20 protein-coding genes are annotated in these 19530 nt (G+C 64.2%); 5 read left to right on the plus strand and 15 right to left on the minus strand.

Translation table 11 applies throughout. From position 1 onward, the window contains the following. Position 1: 1 nt before the first annotated feature. From sufD to OEG81_RS09820, 6 genes are read right to left on the minus strand one after another with little or no spacing between them, the layout of a single operon-like run. Positions 2 to 1306, minus strand: coding sequence for a Fe-S cluster assembly protein SufD (gene sufD / locus OEG81_RS09795; protein ID WP_264129048.1), 1305 nt, complete (start codon positions 1304 to 1306; stop codon positions 2 to 4). Continuing rightward, a complete protein-coding gene (gene sufC / locus OEG81_RS09800; protein WP_264129049.1) occupies positions 1303 to 2070 on the minus strand; it encodes a Fe-S cluster assembly ATPase SufC in 768 nt (255 codons plus the stop codon). Before sufC ends, sufD begins: the two co-directional genes overlap by 4 nt. A 12-nt stretch (positions 2071 to 2082) precedes the next feature. Further along, entirely contained in the window at positions 2083 to 3582 is a 1500-nt protein-coding gene (sufB, locus tag OEG81_RS09805; protein ID WP_264129050.1) for a Fe-S cluster assembly protein SufB, read from the minus strand. Then, entirely contained in the window at positions 3579 to 4076 is a 498-nt protein-coding gene (locus tag OEG81_RS09810) for an SUF system Fe-S cluster assembly regulator (RefSeq protein ID WP_264129051.1), read from the minus strand. Before OEG81_RS09810 ends, sufB begins: the two co-directional genes overlap by 4 nt. 55 nt (positions 4077 to 4131) lie before the next feature. Further along, complete coding sequence (locus tag OEG81_RS09815) at positions 4132 to 5922, minus strand: ABCB family ABC transporter ATP-binding protein/permease (RefSeq protein ID WP_264129052.1); 1791 nt, start codon at positions 5920 to 5922, stop codon at positions 4132 to 4134. A gap of 43 nt (positions 5923 to 5965) precedes the next feature. Beyond that, positions 5966 to 6865, minus strand: a complete 900-nt coding sequence (locus OEG81_RS09820; RefSeq protein WP_264129053.1) for a LysR family transcriptional regulator — start codon at positions 6863 to 6865, stop codon at positions 5966 to 5968. Positions 6866 to 6961: 96 nt separating this feature from the next. On the opposite strand from OEG81_RS09820, the gene OEG81_RS09825 reads away from it, so the two are divergent. The 5 genes from OEG81_RS09825 (at position 6962) to OEG81_RS09845 (ending at position 11540) form a co-directional block, all read left to right on the plus strand. Then, positions 6962 to 8311, plus strand: coding sequence for an acyclic terpene utilization AtuA family protein (locus tag OEG81_RS09825; protein WP_264129054.1), 1350 nt, complete (start codon positions 6962 to 6964; stop codon positions 8309 to 8311). Continuing rightward, a complete protein-coding gene (locus OEG81_RS09830; protein WP_264129055.1) occupies positions 8304 to 8687 on the plus strand; it encodes a hypothetical protein in 384 nt (127 codons plus the stop codon). The genes OEG81_RS09825 and OEG81_RS09830 overlap by 8 nt, the downstream gene beginning before the upstream one ends. A 25-nt stretch (positions 8688 to 8712) precedes the next feature. Then, positions 8713 to 9684 (plus strand): Bug family tripartite tricarboxylate transporter substrate binding protein, encoded by a 972-nt coding sequence (locus OEG81_RS09835; protein WP_264129056.1) that lies wholly within the window; start codon positions 8713 to 8715, stop codon positions 9682 to 9684. A gap of 195 nt (positions 9685 to 9879) precedes the next feature. After that, on the plus strand, positions 9880 to 10410 hold the full coding sequence (locus OEG81_RS09840; protein WP_264129057.1) for a sigma-70 family RNA polymerase sigma factor: 531 nt from the start codon (positions 9880 to 9882) through the stop codon (positions 10408 to 10410). Next, entirely contained in the window at positions 10407 to 11540 is a 1134-nt protein-coding gene (locus OEG81_RS09845; RefSeq protein ID WP_264129058.1) for an anti-sigma factor domain-containing protein, read from the plus strand. The genes OEG81_RS09840 and OEG81_RS09845 overlap by 4 nt, the downstream gene beginning before the upstream one ends. A gap of 27 nt (positions 11541 to 11567) precedes the next feature. Here the strand turns inward: OEG81_RS09845 and OEG81_RS09850 are convergent, their stop codons facing one another. The 9 genes from OEG81_RS09850 to rpmI form a co-directional block, all read right to left on the minus strand. Then, positions 11568 to 12953: an L-serine ammonia-lyase gene (locus OEG81_RS09850; protein WP_264129059.1), complete on the minus strand. Its 1386-nt coding sequence runs from the start codon at positions 12951 to 12953 to the stop codon at positions 11568 to 11570. Continuing rightward, positions 12934 to 13734, minus strand: coding sequence for a ferritin-like domain-containing protein (locus OEG81_RS09855; protein ID WP_264129060.1), 801 nt, complete (start codon positions 13732 to 13734; stop codon positions 12934 to 12936). The genes OEG81_RS09850 and OEG81_RS09855 overlap by 20 nt, the downstream gene beginning before the upstream one ends. A gap of 30 nt (positions 13735 to 13764) precedes the next feature. Next, complete coding sequence (locus tag OEG81_RS09860; RefSeq protein ID WP_264129061.1) at positions 13765 to 14184, minus strand: helix-turn-helix domain-containing protein; 420 nt, start codon at positions 14182 to 14184, stop codon at positions 13765 to 13767. A gap of 143 nt (positions 14185 to 14327) precedes the next feature. Then, positions 14328 to 14753 (minus strand): MerR family transcriptional regulator, encoded by a 426-nt coding sequence (locus OEG81_RS09865; protein WP_264129062.1) that lies wholly within the window; start codon positions 14751 to 14753, stop codon positions 14328 to 14330. Positions 14754 to 14789: 36 nt separating this feature from the next. Beyond that, positions 14790 to 15113, minus strand: coding sequence for an integration host factor subunit alpha (locus OEG81_RS09870; RefSeq protein WP_264129063.1), 324 nt, complete (start codon positions 15111 to 15113; stop codon positions 14790 to 14792). 11 nt (positions 15114 to 15124) lie between these two features. Beyond that, the gene (gene pheT, locus OEG81_RS09875; RefSeq protein WP_264129064.1) at positions 15125 to 17533 is read right to left on the minus strand and encodes a phenylalanine--tRNA ligase subunit beta; all 2409 of its coding nucleotides are present in this window, start codon (positions 17531 to 17533) and stop codon (positions 15125 to 15127) included. 77 nt (positions 17534 to 17610) lie between these two features. Further along, on the minus strand, positions 17611 to 18633 hold the full coding sequence (pheS, locus tag OEG81_RS09880) for a phenylalanine--tRNA ligase subunit alpha (protein ID WP_264129065.1): 1023 nt from the start codon (positions 18631 to 18633) through the stop codon (positions 17611 to 17613). Positions 18634 to 18703: 70 nt separating this feature from the next. Then, entirely contained in the window at positions 18704 to 19063 is a 360-nt protein-coding gene (rplT, locus tag OEG81_RS09885; RefSeq protein ID WP_128354339.1) for a 50S ribosomal protein L20, read from the minus strand. A gap of 16 nt (positions 19064 to 19079) precedes the next feature. Further along, complete coding sequence (gene rpmI / locus OEG81_RS09890) at positions 19080 to 19277, minus strand: 50S ribosomal protein L35 (protein ID WP_264129066.1); 198 nt, start codon at positions 19275 to 19277, stop codon at positions 19080 to 19082. Positions 19278 to 19530: the final 253 nt, after the last annotated feature.

Consider the following 19530-nt stretch of genomic DNA (forward strand, 5'->3'; position numbering starts at 1 on the left):
GTCAGAATTCCCCCAGTGCGGCGCCGCCGGGCACCAGCGCCCGTATGGCGGCGATGACCTTGCCGCGCAGCGCCTCGGGTTCGATGCGGTCGACCGACTGGGCCGCGAACGCATAGGTCAGCACATTGCGCGCATGCGCTTCGTCCAGGCCGCGCGAACGCAGGTAGAACATGCTGTCTTCATCCAGTTGGCCCACGGTGGCGCCGTGCGCGCACTTGACGTCGTCGGCGTAGATTTCCAGTTCGGGCCGCGCATCGGCCTTGGCCAGGCGCGACAGCAGAAGGCTGTCGGAGCGCTGCACGGCGTCGGTCTTGTCGGCGCCGGGCGCCACCAGAATGCGGCCGCCGAATACGCCCCGCGCCGTATCGCCCAGTATGCCCCGGTAGAACTCGCGGCTGACGCCATGCGGCTTGGCATGGTCGATCAGCGTGTGGTGGTCGACATGGCGGCGGCCATCCACGTAATACAGGCCGTTCAGCAGGGTCTCGCAATGATCGCCGGCAAAACTGGTGGAGATGTCGTGGCGCGCCAGGCGGGCGCCGAACGACATGGAATGCGAGTTGTAGACCGAGCCCTTGTCCTGTTCGACGCTGACGGCGCCCAGGTGGAATGCTTGCGGGTCTTCCTGTTGCAGCTTCAGATGGGTGACATGCGCGTCCGCCGCGAGCTTGGCCCGCGTTACCGCATTGGTCAGGCTGGCGCCGCTGCCCTGCCCCACGTAATGCTCCATGACGACGGCCCGCGCCGCCGCCTCGGCCACAATGAGGTTGCGCGGGAAGCTGGCCGCCTGCTGGCTGGCCGCAATGAACACGAGGTGCACGGGCTTGTCCAGCGCGACGCCGCGGGCTAGGCTGATGAAGGCGCCGTCGGCCGCCAGGGCGGTGTTCAATGCGGCGGTGCTGGCCCCTTCGAGCTCAGTGCCGAAAACGGCTTCGACCTGCTCGGGCACCTGATCCAGCGCTTCGGACAGCGACTGGACCCGGGCTCCCGACGGCAGGGTTCCGACGTCCGACAGCTCGGGCGCGTGGCAGCCGTCGATGAAGACCAGCCAATGGCCGGCATCGCTGCCGCGCAGTTCGCTGACCAGTTGGGCCGCCGACGGCTTGCCGGCGTCCAGGAAAGACTGCTGTTCCAGCGCGGCCAGCGACGTGTGGCGCCATGCCTCCTGGCGGGTGGTGGGCCAGCCTTCGGCGGCGAAGCGCTCGATGGCGCGCTGGCGCATTGCCGACAGCCAGGGCAGGCGGGAGCCGGCCGAATCGCGCGTACGATCCGCAAAACCGGTCACCCAGGATTGCACCGTGCTCATGCCGCAGCCCCTTTGCCATCGGCCAGATCCTTGACCCAGCCATAGCCGCGCTCTTCAAGTTCCAGCGCCAGTTCGTGCCCGCCGGAACGGACGATGCGCCCGCCCGCCAGCACGTGCACGAAATCGGGCACGATGTAGTCCAGCAGGCGTTGATAGTGGGTGATGACGATGAGGGCCCGATCCGGGGAGCGCAGGCGGTTCACGCCATCGGCCACGACCTTGAGCGCGTCGATGTCCAGGCCCGAATCAGTTTCGTCCAGGATGGCCAGCTTGGGTTCGAGCAGCGTCATTTGCAGCACTTCGTTGCGCTTTTTCTCGCCACCCGAGAAGCCTTCGTTCACGGAGCGATAAAGGAATTCCTCTTTCATGCCCACGGTCTTCATTTCGGCCTTGACCTTCTTGATGAAGTCCATGGCGTCCAGCTCGGGCAGGCCCTGGTGGCGCCGCGTGGCATTCACGGCCGCGCGCAGGAAATAGGCATTGGACACGCCCGGGATCTCGATGGGATATTGAAACGCCAGGAACAGCCCGGAACGGGCGCGCTCTTCGATGGGCATGGACAACAGGTCTTGTCCCTGCCATTGCACCGAACCGCTTTCCACCTTGTAGTCCTCGCGGCCGGCCAGCACTTGCGACAGCGTGCTTTTGCCGGAGCCGTTGGGGCCCATGATGGCGTGGACTTCGCCGGCTTTCACCTCGAGGTTCAAACCGCGCAGAATCGCCTTGTCTTCAACCGAGGCGTGCAAATCCTTGATGCTTAGCATTACTACTTCTCCTTAACCTACGCTGCCTTCCAGACTTACGCCGAGCAGGTTCTGAGCCTCGACTGCGAATTCCATGGGCAATTCCTTGAAAACTTCCTTGCAAAATCCGTTCACGATCATGGATACGGCGTCTTCCGCCGACAGGCCGCGCTGCATGGCATAGAACAGCTGGTCTTCGCCTATGCGCGACGCCGTCGCCTCGTGCTCGACGCTGGCCGTGGGGTTCTGCACCTCCATGGTCGGAAAGGTGTGCGCCGCGCACTTGCTGCCGATCAGCAATGAATCGCATTGCGTGTAGTTGCGCGCGTTCTCGGCCTTGGGCGTGATGCGCACCAGGCCGCGGTAGGCGTTGCTGCCGTGCCCCGCCGAAATCCCCTTGGAGATGATGGTGCTGCGGGTGTTGCGGCCCATGTGGATCATCTTGGTGCCGGTATCGGCCTGCTGCCGGTGATTGCTGAGCGCCACGGAATAGAACTCGCCGACGGAATCGTCGCCGCGCAGGACGACGCTGGGATACTTCCAGGTGATGGCCGAACCGGTCTCGACCTGGGTCCACGAAATGCGCGAACGCGCCCCGCGACAGTCGCCGCGCTTGGTCACGAAGTTATAGATGCCGCCCACGCCGTCCTTGTCGCCGGGATACCAGTTCTGGACCGTGGAATACTTGATCTTGGCGTCGTCCAGCGCCACCAGCTCCACCACGGCCGCATGCAGCTGGTTTTCGTCGCGCATGGGCGCCGTACAGCCTTCCAGGTAGCTGACCGAGGCGCCTTCCTCGGCGATGATCAGCGTGCGCTCGAACTGCCCGGTGTCTTGCGCATTGATGCGGAAGTAGGTGGACAGCTCCATGGGACATCGCACCCCTTTCGGGATGAAGACGAAGGACCCGTCGGAGAACACCGCGGAATTCAGCGCGGCATAGAAGTTGTCGCCCGGCGGAACCACCGTGCCCAGGTACTTGCGGACCAGGTCCGGGTGTTCCTTGACGGCTTCCGAGAACGAACAGAAGATGACGCCGACTTCGGCCAGCTGCTTGCGGAAGGTGGTGGCCACCGACACCGAGTCGAACACGGCATCGACCGCCACGCCGGCCAGCCGGGCGCGCTCGTGCAGCGGAACGCCCAGCTTCTCGTAGGTGCGCAGCAATTCGGGGTCGACTTCGTCCAGGCTCTTGGGGCCGTCCTTCTTGCTTTTGGGCGCGGAGTAATAGCTGATGTCCTGGAAATCGATGGCCGGGAAGCTGACCTTGGCCCACTCGGGAAGATCCATGGTCAGCCAGTGGCGGTAAGCCGCCAGGCGCCATTCCAGCATGAATTCCGGTTCGCCCTTCTTGGACGAAAGCAGCCGTATGGTGTCTTCGGACAAGCCTTTGGGTATGGTCACCGATTCGATCTCGGTCACGAAGCCGGCCGAGTATTCGCGATCGAGGAAGGACTCGATGGCGTCGTCGCCTCGGGGGGTAACGCCGGGTTCGACTCGGGGTGTAACCCCCGGTTCAGTCACAGAATTCATTTATGGATACTCCATGTCGTGGGACGTGCCGCTTGGGTCCTGGCTTTCGACTCGGGCACCGGCTGCGCATTCAGGGGAAATTCAATGGGGGTCGGACGCACCATGTCGGCCACGCTGACGTCTTCGAGCGTGCGCCGCACGATGGCGTTGATGCGCTGCCAGTTCGTGCGGATGTGGCAGCCGGCTTCGACCGTGCAGGCGCCAGGCGTGGCGGTGCATTCGGTCAGCCCGAAAGGCTGTTCTTCAAGAGCGTCTATAATCTGGGCGACACTGATCTGGCTGGCGGGCCGCCCAAGGGTATAGCCGCCGCGAGCGCCACGGCTGCTCTTGACCAGTTCGTGCTGGCCCAGCAGCTTCAGTATCTTGCTGACCGTGGGCTGGCCCAGGCCCAGCGTGGCGGCCAGGTCGGCCGCGCTGAACACACGGTCCGGACAGCCGGCCATATGGGTCAGCAACAGCGTCCCGTAATCTATAATCTTGCTGATACGCAGCACCTGCGCCTCCGAATCACTTCATTAGCCATATAGTACTGCTTTGGTACTATATCAGTCAAGCCGGTTCGTCCTCCACACCCGCCTGCTGCAGCATCCACATCTGCGCATAGCGTCCGCCGCGCAGCAGCAGTTCGCGGTGCGAGCCTCTCTCCAGCACCCGGCCCTGATCCAGAACGATGATTTCGTCCGCATCCACGATGGTGGACAGGCGGTGGGCGATGATCAGCGTGGTCCTGTCGCGCGCGATCAGACTGAGCTCTTCCTGGATCGCCCTTTCGGTACGGGTGTCCAGGGCGCTGGTCGCCTCGTCCAGGATGAGGATGGGCGGGTTCTTCAGCAAGGTCCGGGCAATGGCCACCCGCTGTTTCTCGCCGCCGGAAAGCTTCAGGCCGCGCTCGCCGACCTGCGTCTGATAGCCCTCCGGCAGGGCCATGACGAAATCATGAATGCTGGCGGCTCGGGCGGCCTGCACGATTTCGTCATGGCTGGCCGTCGGGTTGCCATAGGCGATGTTGTACAGGATGCTGTCGTTGAACAGCACGGTGTCCTGGGGCACGATGCCTATGTGCTGGCGCAGGCTGGCCTGCGTCAGATCGCGGATGTCTACGCCATTGATCCGGACGGCGCCGGCATCGACGTCATAGAAGCGGAACATCAGGCGCGACAGCGTCGATTTTCCCGCCCCCGACGATCCCACCACGGCCAGCGTCCGTCCCGCCGGTATCGTGAAATCCACGTCGAACAGTATCTGGCGATTGGGTTCATAGCCGAAGTTCACCTTGTCGAACTCAATGCTCGCCTGAGTCGCTTTCAGCTTGCGCGCATCGGGCCTGTCCGCCACCTCCTCGCCCTGCTCCATCAGGCTGAACATGCGCTCCATATCGGCCAGCGCGTGCTTGATTTCCCGATACACAAAGCCCAGGAAATTCAAGGGCGCATACAGCTGCGTCAGATAGGCAGACACCAGCACCACGTCGCCCACCGTCATGGTCTGGCTGACCACGCCCTGGGCCGACAGCCAGAGCAGCAAGGTAATGCCGAGGGTGATGATGAAGCCCTGCCCCATGTTCAGGAAATTCAGCGACACCTGGTTCTTCACCGCCGAGTCCACCCATTTGCCCAGATTGCGATCGTAGCGGTCGATCTCGTAACCTTCGTTGCCGAAATACTTGACGGTCTCGTAATTGAGCAAGGCGTCGATGGCCTTGCTGTTGGCCTTGCTGTCCAGGTCGTTCATGCTGCGCCGGTACACCATGCGCTTCTCGGTCACCAGCAGGGTAAAGGCGACATAGGCGGCAATGGTGCCTATCGTCACGACCGCGAACATGAAGTCGTAGCGCCACAGCAGGATCGCCGCGACCATGCCGATCTCGAGCAGCGTCGGCAATATGTTGAACACCATGAAGTTCAGCAGAAAGCCGATGCCCTTGGTGCCGCGCTCGATGTCACGGCTCAGCCCGCCCGTCTGCCGCTGCATGTGAAAGCGCAGCGACAACGCGAACAAATGCCTGAACAGCCGGGTGGCAATGCGCCGTATCGAGCCTTGCGTGACGCGCGCGAACAAGGCATCGCGCAGTTCGCCGAACACGCTGCTGGCCAGGCGGGCGAAACCATAGCCCAGCAAGGCGGCCACCGGCAGGGCCATCAGCGTGGCCGGTACGCTGAGCTGGTCCACCACCTCTTTCAGGTACAGGGGCAGCACGACGCCGGCGACCTTGGCCGCCACCAGACAGGCCAGCGCGGCAATGACGCGCCACTTGAATTGCCAGACAAAGGGCAAAAGCGATCTGATGGTCTGAATATCGTTGCGGCGGCTGGGGGCCGGGCCCCTGTGGGTGAATCTCATGAAGTCGCGGTGGAAGTGGCGGCGTCCGACATTGTACGTCGCGCTAGGCCCCTGGCACGCTGCCGCGCCGCTCCTGAAGCAGCTCATAAAAGGCTCGCGCCGCGCTGGACAGGCTTTTTTCGCTGCGGCGTATCAGGTAGAGCGAGCGCTTCAGGCGGCTCTTGCCCGCCAGCGGAATCACCGCGATATCCGGATGCCGGAACTGGAACAGCGTCATGGAGGGCACCAGGCTGACGCCCAGCCCCGCCGCCACCAGGCCCGTCACGGTGGCCAGGTGATCGACCTCCAGAAAGGTGTTCAGCCCCCCGAACACCGTGTTGCGCGACAGGCTCTGGCGGATGCTGCTGCCCTTGCCCAGCTGGATGATCGAGCTGCCCTTGAGCTCGCGCAGATGCACGGCCGCGCGTCCCGCCAGCGGATGATCGTTGCGGCACACCAGGTGGAAATAGTCTTCGCACAGCGGCTCGGCGGACAGGCCCGCCATATCGCGCCCCTTGGCCGCCACAGCCATGTCGGCCGAACCCCGGCGGACCATGTCCAGGCACGGCTCCAGCAAGGCGTCATGCAGCTGCAGCTCCACCCCGGGATAGCGCTCCAGGAACTGCGCATAGATGCCGGGCAGCCAGCCCGCCGCCAGCGAAGGCAGCGCCGCGACCGCGACCCGCCCTTTGCGCTTGGCGACGTGATCGTGGATGTCTTGCATGACGCCATCCAGATCGTTCAAGAGCCGCAAGGCCGACTCGTTGAACAGCCGCCCCTCGGGCGTCAGCTCGACCCGGCGCGTCGTACGGTCGAACAGGCGGGCGCCGGCGGCATCCTCCAGCGCCTTGATCAGGGCGCTGAACGCGGGCTGCGTGGTATGGCAGCGCTCAGCCGCTTTGGTGAAGTGGCGCTCCTGGGCCAGCGCGACGAAGGCGCGCAGTTGGCGGGATGATAAATTCATAAAAATATTGGATCAATAAATAATATATTTCTATTTTACTTATCAATATGCGAATTCTATAGTACAGCGGCACATACACGACAGGCATGGAAGGGCATGGAGACGACACCGCTGACCATAGGTTGCGCCACAGGATTTTCGGGTGACCGCAGCGACGGCGTTCGCCCGGTGGTCGATACCCTGATCCGCGGCGGCGGCCAGGCCCTGATATTCGAGACACTGGCCGAACGCACGCTGGCGCTGTCGCAACTGGCCAAGAACAGCGACCCCGAATTGGGCTACGAACCGTTGCTGGCCGAACTGCTGCGGCCGGCGCTGGCCGACTGCCTGCGGCACAAGATACGGATAGTCAGCAACTTCGGCGCGGCCAATCCCCCCGCCGCCGCCCGGCGCATCAAGCGTCTGGCGCAAGAGCTGGCCGTGCGCGCGCCGCGCATCGCCGTACTGTCGGGCGATCAATTGAACCGCCCCGAACAGCTGGCCTACCTGCGCGAGCGGCTGGGGCCCGGCTTCGACCAGCTCGACATCGTCAGCGTGAACGCCTACCAGGGTGCGGTGGAAATCGCCCAGGCCCTGCAAGCCGAAGCCGACATCGTGGTGGCGGGGCGGGTGGCCGATCCCTCGCTGGTGCTGGGGCCCGCGCTGGCGCATTTCGGCTGGCGGCACGACGATTGGCACCGGCTGGGCTGCGCCACCATGGCGGGCCATTTGCTGGAATGCGGCACGCAGGTCAGCGGCGGCTACTTCGCCATTCCCGGTCTCAAAGAGATCCCGGACATGGACAATCTGGGCTTTCCAATTGCCCGCATCGACGACTCGGGCGAGTTCTCGGTCGGCAAGGCGGCGGGCACCGGCGGCGCCGTCACGCTGCAGACCGTCAAAGAGCAACTGCTGTACGAGGTGCACGACCCCGCGGCCTACCTGACGCCCGACGTCGTCGCCGACATCAGCCGCGTGCGCGTCGCGCAGAACGGGCCTGACCGGGTCGACGTGCGCGGCGTCACCGGCCATCCCCGGCCCGCCACCTTGAAGGTCAATATCTGCTATCGCGGCGGCTGGCTGGCCGAGGCGGAGATCTCCTACGCCGGCATCCAGGCCGAGGCGCGCGCCCGCCTGGCTGCGGATATCGTCAAGAAACGCATAGGCGGGCAGTTGAAGCTGCGCATCGACCTGATCGGCGCCGTCAGCATTTTCGGCGACGACGAAGGCCGCTACCTGGGCAGCCAGGCCGCCGGCCAGGCCAGGGACGTGCGCCTGCGCATTGCCGCCGCCCATCCCGATAAAGAGACCGCCGCGCGCGTCCTGCGTGAAGTCACCGCGCTGTATACCTGCGGCCCGGCGGGCGGCGGCGGCGTGCGCACCGCCCTGCGGCCCCGCCTGAACAGCCTGTCCAGCGCCCTGCCCCGGGACCTGGCGCCGGCAAGCTGGACCTTCATGGATGAATAAGCCCATGCCCGCCACCGACAACACCGTCATCGTTCCCCTGTACCGCCTTGCGCATAGCCGGACAGGCGACAAGGGGGACATCTCCAACATCAGCGTGATCGCCTGGAGGCCGGAACTGTTTCCGATACTGGAAGCGCAGCTTACCGAACAGGCGCTGGAAGAATGGTTTGAATTCCGTCGGCCCCGGCGCGTGCGGCGCTACCTCATCGCATCCATAGACGCCATGAATTTCGTGCTGGAGGGCATTCTGGACGGAGGCGTGAACGATGCCTTGAACCTGGATACCCACGGCAAAGCATTGTCCTTCTACCTGCTGGATTTCCCCATCCGGGTCGACAGCGGCCTGGCCGCCACCCTGCCCGACATCCACCCCTGACCCAACCAACCCAAGGAGACAAGCCATGAATCCAGGTCATATCAAGAAAAACCTGTTGGCCGCAACCCTGTGCCTGTGCCTGCCGCTGGCGGCGCTTGCACAAGACTATCCCAGCAAATCCATCACCTTCGTCGTGCCTTTCGGACCCGGAAGCGCCACCGATCAGCTTGCGCGCGCCATCGGCCAGGGCATCACCGAACAGACGAAACAAGTGGTCGTCATCGAGAACAAGCCCGGGGCCAGCGCCATGATAGGCGCCAGCGAAGTGGCGCGCGCCGAGCCCGACGGCTACAAGGTCCTGATCACCACCAACACCTCGCAATCGGCCAATCCGCATCTTTACAAGAAGCTCAATTACGACCCCGTCAAGGATTTCGAACCGGTCACGCTGCTGGGCACCGGCGGGCAGATCATGGTGGTCAACCCCAAGTCGCCCGCCAAAACCGTGGGCGACTTCATCAAGCTGGCCAGGGAGAACCCCGAAAAACTCAGCTTCGGCAGCGGCAGCTCCAGCAGCCGGGTCGCGGGCGAACTGTTCCAGCAGATGGCCGACGTAAAGCTTCTGCATGTGCCCTATAAAAGCAATCCCCTGGTCATCACCGACCTGCTGGGCGGACAGATCGACATGATGATGGCCGACATGGCCACCGGCCTGCCCCAGGTCAAGGCCGACAAGCTGCGCGCCCTGGGCGTGACCATGGCCCAGCCGTCGGCGCTGGCGCCCAACATACCCACGATTGCAAGCGCGGGCGTGCCGGGCTACGAAATGGGCTACTGGTTCGGCGCCTATGTGCCGGCCAACACGCCGTCCGCCGTGGTGTCAACATTGCATGATCTGCTGGTCAATGCCACCACGCGCAGCGCCGCCGTCCAGTTCTACGAGCAGACCGGCACCAAGCCCGTGACCTCCACCCCCGCCGAACTGGCCGATTTCCAGAAAAAGGAAACGGAAAAATGGGGCGCCATCATCAAGAAGGCGGGCATCCAGCCCTCATAAGCCCGCGTGCTCCGGCCCGCCGCCCGCCGGATCGGCGGGCGGTATCGCCATCCGGGTCAACTCCTGTTACGCCTGCGGACGCGTCCTGGAACCATTGCCCGCTGGAACACCTAATACAATAACGTGCCCGGGAGCGCAGGCGGCGGATAGTTCGACTGTTTCCATCGCCCCGCCCGCGGATGAACCGGAGAATGTATGGCTGTTCCACCCTTCGACTACGAAGCCGCCTTGCTGTCCTGCGCGGCCGGCGACCAGAACGCTTTCCAGAGCCTGTATCGGCGCGAAGCGCCGCACATGCTGGCGCTGGGCCTGAAAATGCTCGGCCAGCGCGCCGGCGCGGAAGATCTGGTGCAAGACGCATTTACCCTGATATGGAAGAACGCGGCCGGCTACGACCCGGCCATGGGCGGCGCACGCGCCTGGATGTACAGCATCGCGCGCTACCGCGCCCTGGGCCGCTTGCGCCAGGCCGGCCGCCCGCGCTTTGGCGACGATTCATGGGCCGATGCCCTGCCGGAGAACGCGGCGCTTGCCAGGGCCGGAACCGACAGCGTGGCCGGCGCGGTGGCATCCATGGACGAGTCGCGCCGCAAACCCCTGCTGATGGCCTTCTACAAGGGTTACAGCTACGAGCAGATAGCGGCCCGCCTCGATATCCCGCCTGAACAGGCACGGCGGCATACGCAGGACGCCCTGAAATCCTTGCGGGAGCGGCAGCCGGCATGACAAGCAAGGACCAAGGCATACTGATCGCCGAATACACGCTGGGCCTGTTGAATCCGCAAGAAATGGCGCAGGCGCATGCCCTGCTGGGCCGGGACGCGGACGCGGCCGCGCAGGCCCTGGCCTGGGAGCAAGGCTTCCTGGAATTGACCGATTTGCTGGCGCCGGTGGATCCGTCCCCCCTGCTGCTGACCAAGATACAGACCAGCCTGGGGCATGACACCACGCCGGGGCCTTCCAGCCTTTACCGCAAGCCGGCGCACAACCCGCCCGGCGAATCCCTGGCGCGCGCCCCCGCCCCGGCGGCGCCCAGGAAAAGGAAAGTCCAGCCCGAGCCCGAACGGGTACGCAGCGAACCCACGCTGTCGGCCGCCCAGGGCCTGCCCGACGCCGGCGCCCCGGGCCCGGCCGCAACGGCTGCCGCGGCTTCCACGCCATCCCTGCCCTCCGGCGGCCTCTCCCCCGCTGGGGCTCATGCCGGGTCCGGCCCGGCCTCGCCGGCCGGGAGCACCGCCACGGCTTCCCCTCCCCGCCCCGCTGGGGTCGCCGGCTCCACTGCGCCCAGGGCGGCGGCGGATTCCGCAAGAACCGCGCCCCGTGAAAAACGGGCCCGCGGCAATATCTGGATATGGCGCGCCGCCAGCCTGGTTTTCGCCGCCATTGCGCTGGCCCTGGGGCTGATGCCGGCCAAGCCGGTGCCACCGGCCATCAAGGTCGTCGAAGTGGCGCCCACCCAAGCCGCCATACTGCAGGCGCCGGGCCAAAGCTCAACGCCCGGCTGGGTCGTCACCGTCGACCCGCAGCAGAATGTGCTGCTGGACCCTCAGGTGCGTAGCGACATCCCCGCCGACGCCTCGGTGCAACTGTGGACGCACAACAGGAATATTCCGCAGCCGCGATCGCTGGGCCTGATCGACCCCAACAAGCCGGTCACCGTTCCGGCCACCCTGATGGGGGGAGTCAGCCCCGACCAGATTTTCGAGATGACGCTGGAACCGGCCGGAGGCTCGCCCACGGCGGCGCCAACCGGCCCGGTCCTGTTCATCGGACGCATCGTCACGTTCGGAAAAAAGCGGCCGCCGCCCACGAGCCCGGCGGCGGGTCCGGCCGTCCAGCCTCCGGCGAATTCCTAGCGCCCGCGGCCCGGGATCACACCAGGCTCAGCAAAGCACCACGTTCACCGCCAAGCCGCCCCGTGACGTTTCCTTGTACTTGCTGCGCATGTCCGCGCCGGTCTGGCGCATGGTTTCGATGACGGCATCCAGCGAAACATGATGCTGGCCATCGCCCTGCAGGGCCAGCCTGGCCGCGTTGATGGCCTTGACCGCGCCCATGGCGTTGCGTTCGATGCAAGGGATCTGCACCAGGCCGCCTATGGGATCGCAGGTCAGGCCCAGGTTGTGTTCCATGCCGATCTCGGCCGCATTCTCGACCTGTTGCGGCGTGCCGCCAAGGACTGCCGCAAGCCCCGCCGCCGCCATGGAACAGGCCACGCCGACCTCTCCCTGGCATCCGACCTCGGCGCCCGAGATCGAGGCATTCTCCTTGTACAGAAAGCCTATCGCCGCCGCCGTCATCAGGAAGTCGACACGGCCGTCGTCGGAATGCCCGGGGACGAAGGTCTGGTAATACCGCAGCACCGCCGGCAGCAGCCCCGCGGCGCCGTTGGTGGGCGCGGTGACCACCCGTCCGCTGGCGGCATTCTCCTCGTTGACGGCCATCGCAAAAAGGTTCACCCAGTCCATGGCGTGCAAGACGTCTTCCCGGGCGGCGTCGCGCTTCAGTTCGCGGTACAGGGCAGGCGCGCGGCGGCGCACCTTCAGGCCTCCCGGCAGCAACTGATCGGCCTGGTCGTTATCCAGGCCGCAGCCGCGATCGATACAGGCATTCATGACATCCGCGATATGCAGCACGCCCTGCCGGACCTGTCCGGCAGGCGCCAGCACCGATTCATTGGCCATCATCAACTGCGCCACGGACAGGCCTGTCCGCGCACAGAGCTCCAGCAGTTGTCCCCCGGTCGAAAACGGATGGGGCATGGGCTCGTGCTGCGGCACGGACTCGTCGGTTTCTTGTGAATCCAGCGCCCGGATGAAGCCTCCGCCTATGGACACATAGCGTTCGGCGATCACCAGTTCTCCGGCCTGATCGAAGGCCTGGAAGCGCATGCCATTGGGATGCTCGGCCATGGGCCGGATCCGGTACGAGAAGGCCTTGTCCGGGTCGAAGGCGATATCGTGCGATCCCCACAGGCGCAAGCGCTTGCTCGCCTGGACCTGCTCCATCAGCCGGGGGATATTGGCCGGCACCACCGTGTCGGGCGCCTCGCCCATCAGGCCCAGCGTGATGCCCATGTCGGTGCCGTGGCCCCGGCCCGTCTCCGCCAGCGAGCCGTACAGATCCACGGACACGGCCGCCACGCGGGGCAGCAGCTCGCGGCTCAGCAGCGTGCGCGCGAAATTGCGCGCGGCCCGCATGGGCCCCACCGTATGCGAGCTGGATGGGCCTATGCCTATCTTGAAAATATCAAACACCGAGAGCGTCATGATGAAGGACCTGTAGTTCCTGCTCTGTAAAACCCGCGGCAAGCCGCGCCTCTATGTTGAAAGGCCCCCGCAGGCGGGGGGCGCGGTATTGCGCCGCCAGCCGTTTGAACTGATCGACGGGATCCAGCCCCTGCCGGGCGCATTCATGACGATACCAGGTGTTTCCCAAGGCGACGTGGCCGACCTCGTCGCGCAGGATGATATCGATGATGGCCGCGCCTTCGTGGTCGCCCGCCTCGGCAAGCTTGCTTCGCACCAGCGGCGACGCATCCAGGCCGCGCGCCTCCAGCGTGCGCGGCACCAAGGCGAGCCGCGCCAGCAGGCTGCCGCGCGTGCGCTCGGCCATTTCCCACAGCCCGTCGTGCGCGGGCATGTCGCCATACGCGTGGCCCAGGGATTCCAGGTGCCGCCGCAACATGCCGAAGTGCAAGGCCTCTTCACGAGCCACCCGCGCCCAACCGCGGTAAAAGGCATCGGGCATGCCCGGAAACCGCCACAGGATATCCAGCGCGAGGTTGATGGCGTTGAACTCGATATGGGCCAGCGAATGGATCAGGGCGGCACGCCCCTGAGGCGAATTCATGGAGCGCCGCTTCACCTTCTGTGGAGGCACCAGTTCAGGCCGTCCGGGGCGTCCGGGTATGCCCTGGGGTTCGGGAAAAAGGGTGTCGGGATCGACCGGAAGATCGGCCGACAGCATGCCGGCGGCGGCCGCCTTCTCGGCCGGCTCATTCAGCAGCAGGGCCGCCAGCGCCCTGGAACGCAAGGAATCGGAAGTCATGCGGCGATTTTATCGCCACACCCGATGAATCTAAAGCTCTCCCGGCGAACTCCACTGCAGGGAGCCCTGCAAAGAGGTAATGGAGTCCAGCGGCGCGGCCTTGCGGAAGTCCGATGGCGACATGCCGACGTGGCCATGAAAGGCATTCGAAAAGTTGGCGGCGCTGGAAAAACCCAGCTCCAGCGCAATGGCCTGTATGTCCAGCGAGGTCTGCATCAGCAGGCGCTGCGCCCTGCGCATGCGCTCTTCCCGCAGGAACTGGGTGACGGTCAGGCCCAGCGACTGGCGGAACAGCTGGGATACGCGCTTCTTGCTCACTCCAAGGGCTTGAGCAAGCTCGTCCATATGCGGCGGCTGCGCCAGCCGGGTGGACAAGAAATGCTTGGCCTTCAGCATCAGGTGCTGGTCGACGGACTCATCGGTCTCGGGAGTGGGTGGCGCAACAGACATAAGGGGCAGGCATCAAAAAAACAGGCCTGAATCGACCCGCATCCAAAATGAGTACCCATTACGGTAAATTCACCGCCCGGATTTGTCCAAGGATTTAGCCCCGCATTAACGATATTTGACGTTGCGAAATAAATTGTGGGACTTCAGGAGAGTTCGAACTGGCCGTTTTCGCCGGCATCCGCGCCCGTCTTGTCGAGCGCCTCGGCCAGCATGGTGCGAACGGCGCTCAGGTCGTTGCGCAAGGCCTGCAATTCGGTGCCCGAAAGGCGCACCGCGGCGTCCTGGTCGTGCGGGACATCGTGCAGGTCGCCCAGGCGGTTGCGCGCCCCGCTGATGGTGAAACCCTGTTCGTAGAGCAGGTCGCGTATGCGGCGGATGAGCAGGACTTCGTGGTGCTGGTAATAGCGCCGGTTGCCGCGGCGCTTCACCGGCTTGAGCTGCGTGAACTCCTGTTCCCAGTAGCGCAGCACATGGGGCTTGACGCAACACAGATCGCTGACCTCGCCTATGGTGAAGTAGCGCTTGGCGGGGATGGGAGGCAGTGTGACAGGATTATCGCTAGTGCTCATGGACGGATTCTATGCCGGTTAAAAGACAAGGTTTTCCTATTCTGCAGCGGTGGCCGGCTTGCCGGCGAATTCGACGACGCTTTTCAGCTTCTGGCTGGCATGGAAGGTGACCACCCGGCGCGCCGCGATGGGAATCACTTCGCCGGTCTTGGGATTGCGTCCGGGCCGGGGCGGTTTGTCGCGCACCTGGAAATTGCCGAAACCCGACAGCTTGACCTCGACGCCGCGCGCCAGAGAGTCGCGTATCTCTTCGAAAAAGGTATCGACGATGTCTTTGGCTTCACGCTTGTTCAGGCCGACGCGGTCGAACAGCAATTCGGCGAGTTCGGCCTTGGTCAGAGTGCGATCGGGATTCGTCATGTCTTTACTCCTTAAGCGCGCTGGCGCACTCCGTGAGCGCTCACCAGCGCCTCCAGCAAGCGGGCGAGGCATTGTTCCACCGTGGCATCGTCAAGCGTGGCTTCGCGGTCTTGCAGCCAGAAACGGAAGGCCATGCTCTTCTCCGCGGCTTGCGCCGATTTGTCGCGCCACACATCGAACAGTTTAATGTCCTTGACGATGCCAAGAGTAGCATTAGATTGAACCGTTTGCGCAAGTGTAGCCAACAAATCCCCATACGATACATCGGGGCCCGCCCAGACCGCCAGATCGCGTATCACGATGGGCTGGCGGGACAGCTCGGCCGGCGCAGGCAGCTGGATCGTGGAAATGGCCGAGACGTCCAGTTCGAAGACCACCGGCGCCTGCGACAGGTCGGATTGCTGGGCCCAGCGCGGATGAAGCTCGCCCAGCCATCCAATGGCCCGGCCGTCCAGCTCCAGGCGCGCGCTGCGCCCGGGATGCAGCGCCGGATGCCCGGCCGCCACGCACACCAGCTTGCGGGCCTGCTCGCCCAGCAAGGCTTCCACATCTTTCTTCACGTCGTAGAAGTCCACCTGACGCAGAGGCGTGCCCCATTGCTCTTCCTGCGCGGGGCCCCAGGCGGCGCCCGCCAGGCGCTGCGGCTGATGCACGCCGGCGACTTCGAGGGGGCCGTCGGCCACCGACGCATCGCGCGAGAAAACCCGTCCCAGTTCGAAAACACGCACACGGCTCTGCTTGCGGTTGGCATTGTGCACGATATTGGCCAGCAGCCCGCCGATCAGGCTGGAGCGCATCACCGCCAGCTGGCTGGCAATGGGATTGAGCAGCCGGATGGGATCGGCGTTGCCGGCCAGGTCGCGCTCCCAGGCTTCCTCGACAAAGGCGAAATTGATGACCTCCTGGTAGTCCAGGCTGGCCATGCGGGCGCGCAAGGCATGCGGTCCGCGCAGGGTTTCCGGATCGACGCGCATTTTCGCGGGCGCCCGCGGAGGCAGGTCGGGAATACGTTCGAAGCCGTATACCCGTGCCACCTCTTCGATAAGATCTTCCTCGATGAACAGGTCGAAGCGGTAGGAAGGAGGCGCCACGGTAAAGACATCGTCCTTGACGGTGAACGACAGGCCCAGGCGGGTGAAGATTTCCTCGACCTCCTGGCGCGCCACGGGCACGCCCAGGACCCGGTGGCATCGATCCAGCCTCATGTCCACGGACTTGCGCTCGGGCAGCTGGACGACCTGATCGTCCAGCGGTCCGGCCTGTCCGCCGCAGATATCAATGATCAGGCGGGTCATGCGTTCCAGATGCTCGGTGACGGACTGGAAGTCCACGCCCCGCTCGAAACGGTGGCTGGCCTCGGAGCTGAACTTGTAGCGCCGTGCGCGGCCCATGATGGCCTCCGGCCACCAGAAAGCACCTTCCAGGAAGATGTCGGTGGTGTCCAGGGTGACCGCCGTGGCCTCCCCGCCCATGATGCCGGCCAGGCTTTCGACCACGTCACCAGCCACGATGACGCCCACGTCGGGCTCCAGCTGCACGGTCTGGCCGTTCAGCAGTTCCAGCTGTTCGCCGGACTTGGCCCAGCGCACGGTCAGGCCGCCCTGTATGCGCTTCAGGTCGAACACATGGGTAGGCCGGCCCAGCTCAAGCATGACGTAGTTCGAGATATCGACCAGGGCCGAGATGGGACGCTGGCCCGCGCGCTCCAGCCGGTCCTTCATCCACGACGGGGTCTGCGCCCTGGCATTCACCCCGCGTATGACACGGCCGGCGAAGCGGCCGCAAAGATCGGGCGCCTCGACCTTGACGGCAAGGCGATCTTCCAGCGTGACGGGCACAGGCTCGTACCCGGGCAGGTTCAGCGGGGCGCCGGTCAGCGCCGATACTTCACGGGCCACCCCCAGGATGGACAGGCAGTCGGCGCGATTGGGCGTGAGCTTGAGCGTGAACAAGGTATCGTCCAGATCAAGTGCCTCGCGCAGCGATGCGCCCACGGGGGCATCGCCATCGAGCTCCAGCAAGCCGGCATGGTCTTGCGACAGGCCCAGTTCGCGCGCCGAGCAAAGCATGCCGGCCGACTCGATGCCCCGCATCTTGGCGGCGCCTATCTTCATGCCGCCGGGCAGTTGAGCGCCGATACGGGCCAGCGGCACCTTCAGCCCCGCCGCCGCATTGGGCGCGCCGCAGACGATCTGCAACAGGGCGCCCGACCCGTCGTCGACCTGGCAGACGCGCAGTTTGTCGGCATTGGGATGCGCTTCGATTCCGACGATATGCGCCACCACAACGCCGCTGAACGGAGGCGCGGCCGGCGCAGTCTCTTCGACTTCCAGGCCCGCCATGGTCAGCCGATGCGACAAGGCATCGGTATCCAGGTCGGGATTGACAAACGCGCGTAGCCAGGACTCGGGAAATTGCATAATGTACTCGTCGGATTCGTGTTGCGACTAAGCAGGCCCCCGCCGGTTCCGACGGCGCCCGCGCTTCTAAATAAGGTTCAGCGGTTGAACTGGCGCAGGAAGCGCAAGTCGCCTTCAAAGAACTGGCGCAGATCGTTGACGCCGTAACGCAGCATGGTCAGGCGCTCCAGCCCGGAGCCGAAGGCGAAGCCGATGTAGCGCTCAGGATCCAGCCCGAAATTGCGCACCACTTCCGGATGCACCTGGCCCGAGCCGGAGATTTCCAGCCAGCGTCCCTGGTTGGGGCCCGAGGTGAACATCATGTCGATTTCGGCAGACGGCTCGGTGAAGGGGAAGAAGGAGGGGCGGAAACGCACCGACAGGTCGTCGGTTTCAAAAAACGCCCGCAGGAAGTCGGTATACACGCCCTTCAGGTCGGCGAAGGAAATGTCTTCGGCGATCCACAGGCCTTCGACCTGGTGGAACATGGGGGAATGAGTGGCGTCGCTGTCGACGCGATAGGTGCGCCCGGGGGCAATGACCTTGATGGGCGGCTTGTGCATGCGGGCATAGCGCACCTGCATGGGGCTGGTGTGCGTGCGCAGCAGCAAAGGCAGCCCCTTGTCGTCGTGCATATCGACGTAGAAAGTATCCTGCATGGAACGCGCGGGATGGTTCTCCGGGTTGTTCAGGGCGGTGAAGTTGGTCCAGTCGTTTTCGATTTCCGGGCCGTCGGCCACATCGAAGCCGATGGAGCGGAAAATGGCCTCGACACGCTGCCAGGTCTGGATGACCGGATGGATGCCGCCAAAGGCGCGGCCCCGTCCGGGCAGGCTGACGTCGATGGTCTCGGCGGCCAGGCGCTTGTCCAGTTCCGCCTGCGCCATCTGGGCGCGCCTATCGTTCAGCAGGCCTTCGACCTGCTGCTTCAACTGATTGATGCGAGCCCCTTCGGCCTTCTTCTGCTCGGGGTCCAACTGGGCCAGGCCCTTGAGCAAGGCGGTCAACGCGCCCTGCTTGCCCAGAAATTTCGCCTTGGCGTTTTCAAGTGCCGCGGCGTCGCTGGCCTGGGCAAACTGTTCTTTGGCCTGTGCGAGCAGGTCGTCAACCGGAGGAGTCATAGTGTCGCTTTTCCAAATACAAACGGAGCCCAAAAGAGCCCCGTTTGCAGCAGTACAGAATCGGATTCGATCAAGCAGCCAAAGCGGATTTGGCCTGGGCAACCACGGCTGCGAAGCCGGCTTTATCGTTTACGGCCATGTCGGCCAGTACCTTGCGATCCAGTTCAATCGAGGCTTTCTTCGTACCGGCGATGAACACGCTGTACGACACACCCAGCTCGCGGCAGGCCGCGTTGATGCGGGTGATCCACAAAGCGCGGAAGGTGCGCTTCTTGTTGCGGCGATCGCGGTAGGCATATTGCCCCGCCTTCATTACCGCCTGTTTGGCGATACGGAATACATTACCGCGGCGACCGCGATAACCTTTTGCTGCTTTGATAACTTTTTTGTGACGGGCACGGGCAGTAACGCCGCGTTTTACGCGTGGCATGGTAGATCTCCGGTAATCAAGCGAAAGGCATCATTGCCTTGACCGAGGCGACGTCTGCGTCGTGCACCGCGGCAGAACCGCGCAGCTGGCGCTTGTTCTTAGTTGTTTTCTTGGTGAGGATGTGGCGCTTGAACGCCTGGCCTCGCTTGATAGACCCGCTACCGCGAACCTTAAAGCGCTTCGCAGCGCCTTTCTTGGTTTTCATCTTAGGCATGATGTAACTCTGTTATTAAATTATGAACGCAGGTGGCACCCAAGCCAGCCAAAACTCTTGGCTGCACAACACCGGTTGCGCTTGCAAAACCCACTATCCACTTCTGTTTCCATTCCTGGCGGCCCTAAGAGGCATTTTCATGCGCCCCTTTTATTGGCATCCATTCCTGGCGTAGTCCCATGGCTCCCAGGTGATTTCTCCAAGGAACCAGGAAAAGCCCTTGATTATATGATGAATTCCCCACATTTGTCTA

The organism is Pollutimonas sp. M17 (genome assembly GCF_025836975.1).
Taxonomy (GTDB): Bacteria; Pseudomonadota; Gammaproteobacteria; order Burkholderiales; family Burkholderiaceae_B.

What these genes read in the sequence shown, in the direction of transcription:
- sufD (WP_264129048.1), bottom strand. Translation starts at nt 1,306, where the DNA reads ATGAGCACGGTGCAATCCTGGGTGACCGGTTTTGCGGATCGTACGCGC.
- sufC (WP_264129049.1), bottom strand. Translation starts at nt 2,070, where the DNA reads ATGCTAAGCATCAAGGATTTGCACGCCTCGGTTGAAGACAAGGCGATT.
- sufB (WP_264129050.1), bottom strand. Translation starts at nt 3,582, where the DNA reads ATGAATTCTGTGACTGAACCGGGGGTTACACCCCGAGTCGAACCCGGC.
- OEG81_RS09815 (WP_264129052.1), bottom strand. Translation starts at nt 5,922, where the DNA reads ATGAGATTCACCCACAGGGGCCCGGCCCCCAGCCGCCGCAACGATATT.
- OEG81_RS09820 (WP_264129053.1), bottom strand. Translation starts at nt 6,865, where the DNA reads ATGAATTTATCATCCCGCCAACTGCGCGCCTTCGTCGCGCTGGCCCAG.
- OEG81_RS09825 (WP_264129054.1), top strand. Translation starts at nt 6,962, where the DNA reads ATGGAGACGACACCGCTGACCATAGGTTGCGCCACAGGATTTTCGGGT.
- OEG81_RS09830 (WP_264129055.1), top strand. Translation starts at nt 8,304, where the DNA reads ATGAATAAGCCCATGCCCGCCACCGACAACACCGTCATCGTTCCCCTG.
- OEG81_RS09835 (WP_264129056.1), top strand. Translation starts at nt 8,713, where the DNA reads ATGAATCCAGGTCATATCAAGAAAAACCTGTTGGCCGCAACCCTGTGC.
- OEG81_RS09840 (WP_264129057.1), top strand. Translation starts at nt 9,880, where the DNA reads ATGGCTGTTCCACCCTTCGACTACGAAGCCGCCTTGCTGTCCTGCGCG.
- OEG81_RS09845 (WP_264129058.1), top strand. Translation starts at nt 10,407, where the DNA reads ATGACAAGCAAGGACCAAGGCATACTGATCGCCGAATACACGCTGGGC.
- OEG81_RS09850 (WP_264129059.1), bottom strand. Translation starts at nt 12,953, where the DNA reads ATGACGCTCTCGGTGTTTGATATTTTCAAGATAGGCATAGGCCCATCC.
- OEG81_RS09855 (WP_264129060.1), bottom strand. Translation starts at nt 13,734, where the DNA reads ATGACTTCCGATTCCTTGCGTTCCAGGGCGCTGGCGGCCCTGCTGCTG.
- OEG81_RS09860 (WP_264129061.1), bottom strand. Translation starts at nt 14,184, where the DNA reads ATGTCTGTTGCGCCACCCACTCCCGAGACCGATGAGTCCGTCGACCAG.
- OEG81_RS09865 (WP_264129062.1), bottom strand. Translation starts at nt 14,753, where the DNA reads ATGAGCACTAGCGATAATCCTGTCACACTGCCTCCCATCCCCGCCAAG.
- OEG81_RS09870 (WP_264129063.1), bottom strand. Translation starts at nt 15,113, where the DNA reads ATGACGAATCCCGATCGCACTCTGACCAAGGCCGAACTCGCCGAATTG.
- pheT (WP_264129064.1), bottom strand. Translation starts at nt 17,533, where the DNA reads ATGCAATTTCCCGAGTCCTGGCTACGCGCGTTTGTCAATCCCGACCTG.
- pheS (WP_264129065.1), bottom strand. Translation starts at nt 18,633, where the DNA reads ATGACTCCTCCGGTTGACGACCTGCTCGCACAGGCCAAAGAACAGTTT.
- rplT (WP_128354339.1), bottom strand. Translation starts at nt 19,063, where the DNA reads ATGCCACGCGTAAAACGCGGCGTTACTGCCCGTGCCCGTCACAAAAAA.
- rpmI (WP_264129066.1), bottom strand. Translation starts at nt 19,277, where the DNA reads ATGCCTAAGATGAAAACCAAGAAAGGCGCTGCGAAGCGCTTTAAGGTT.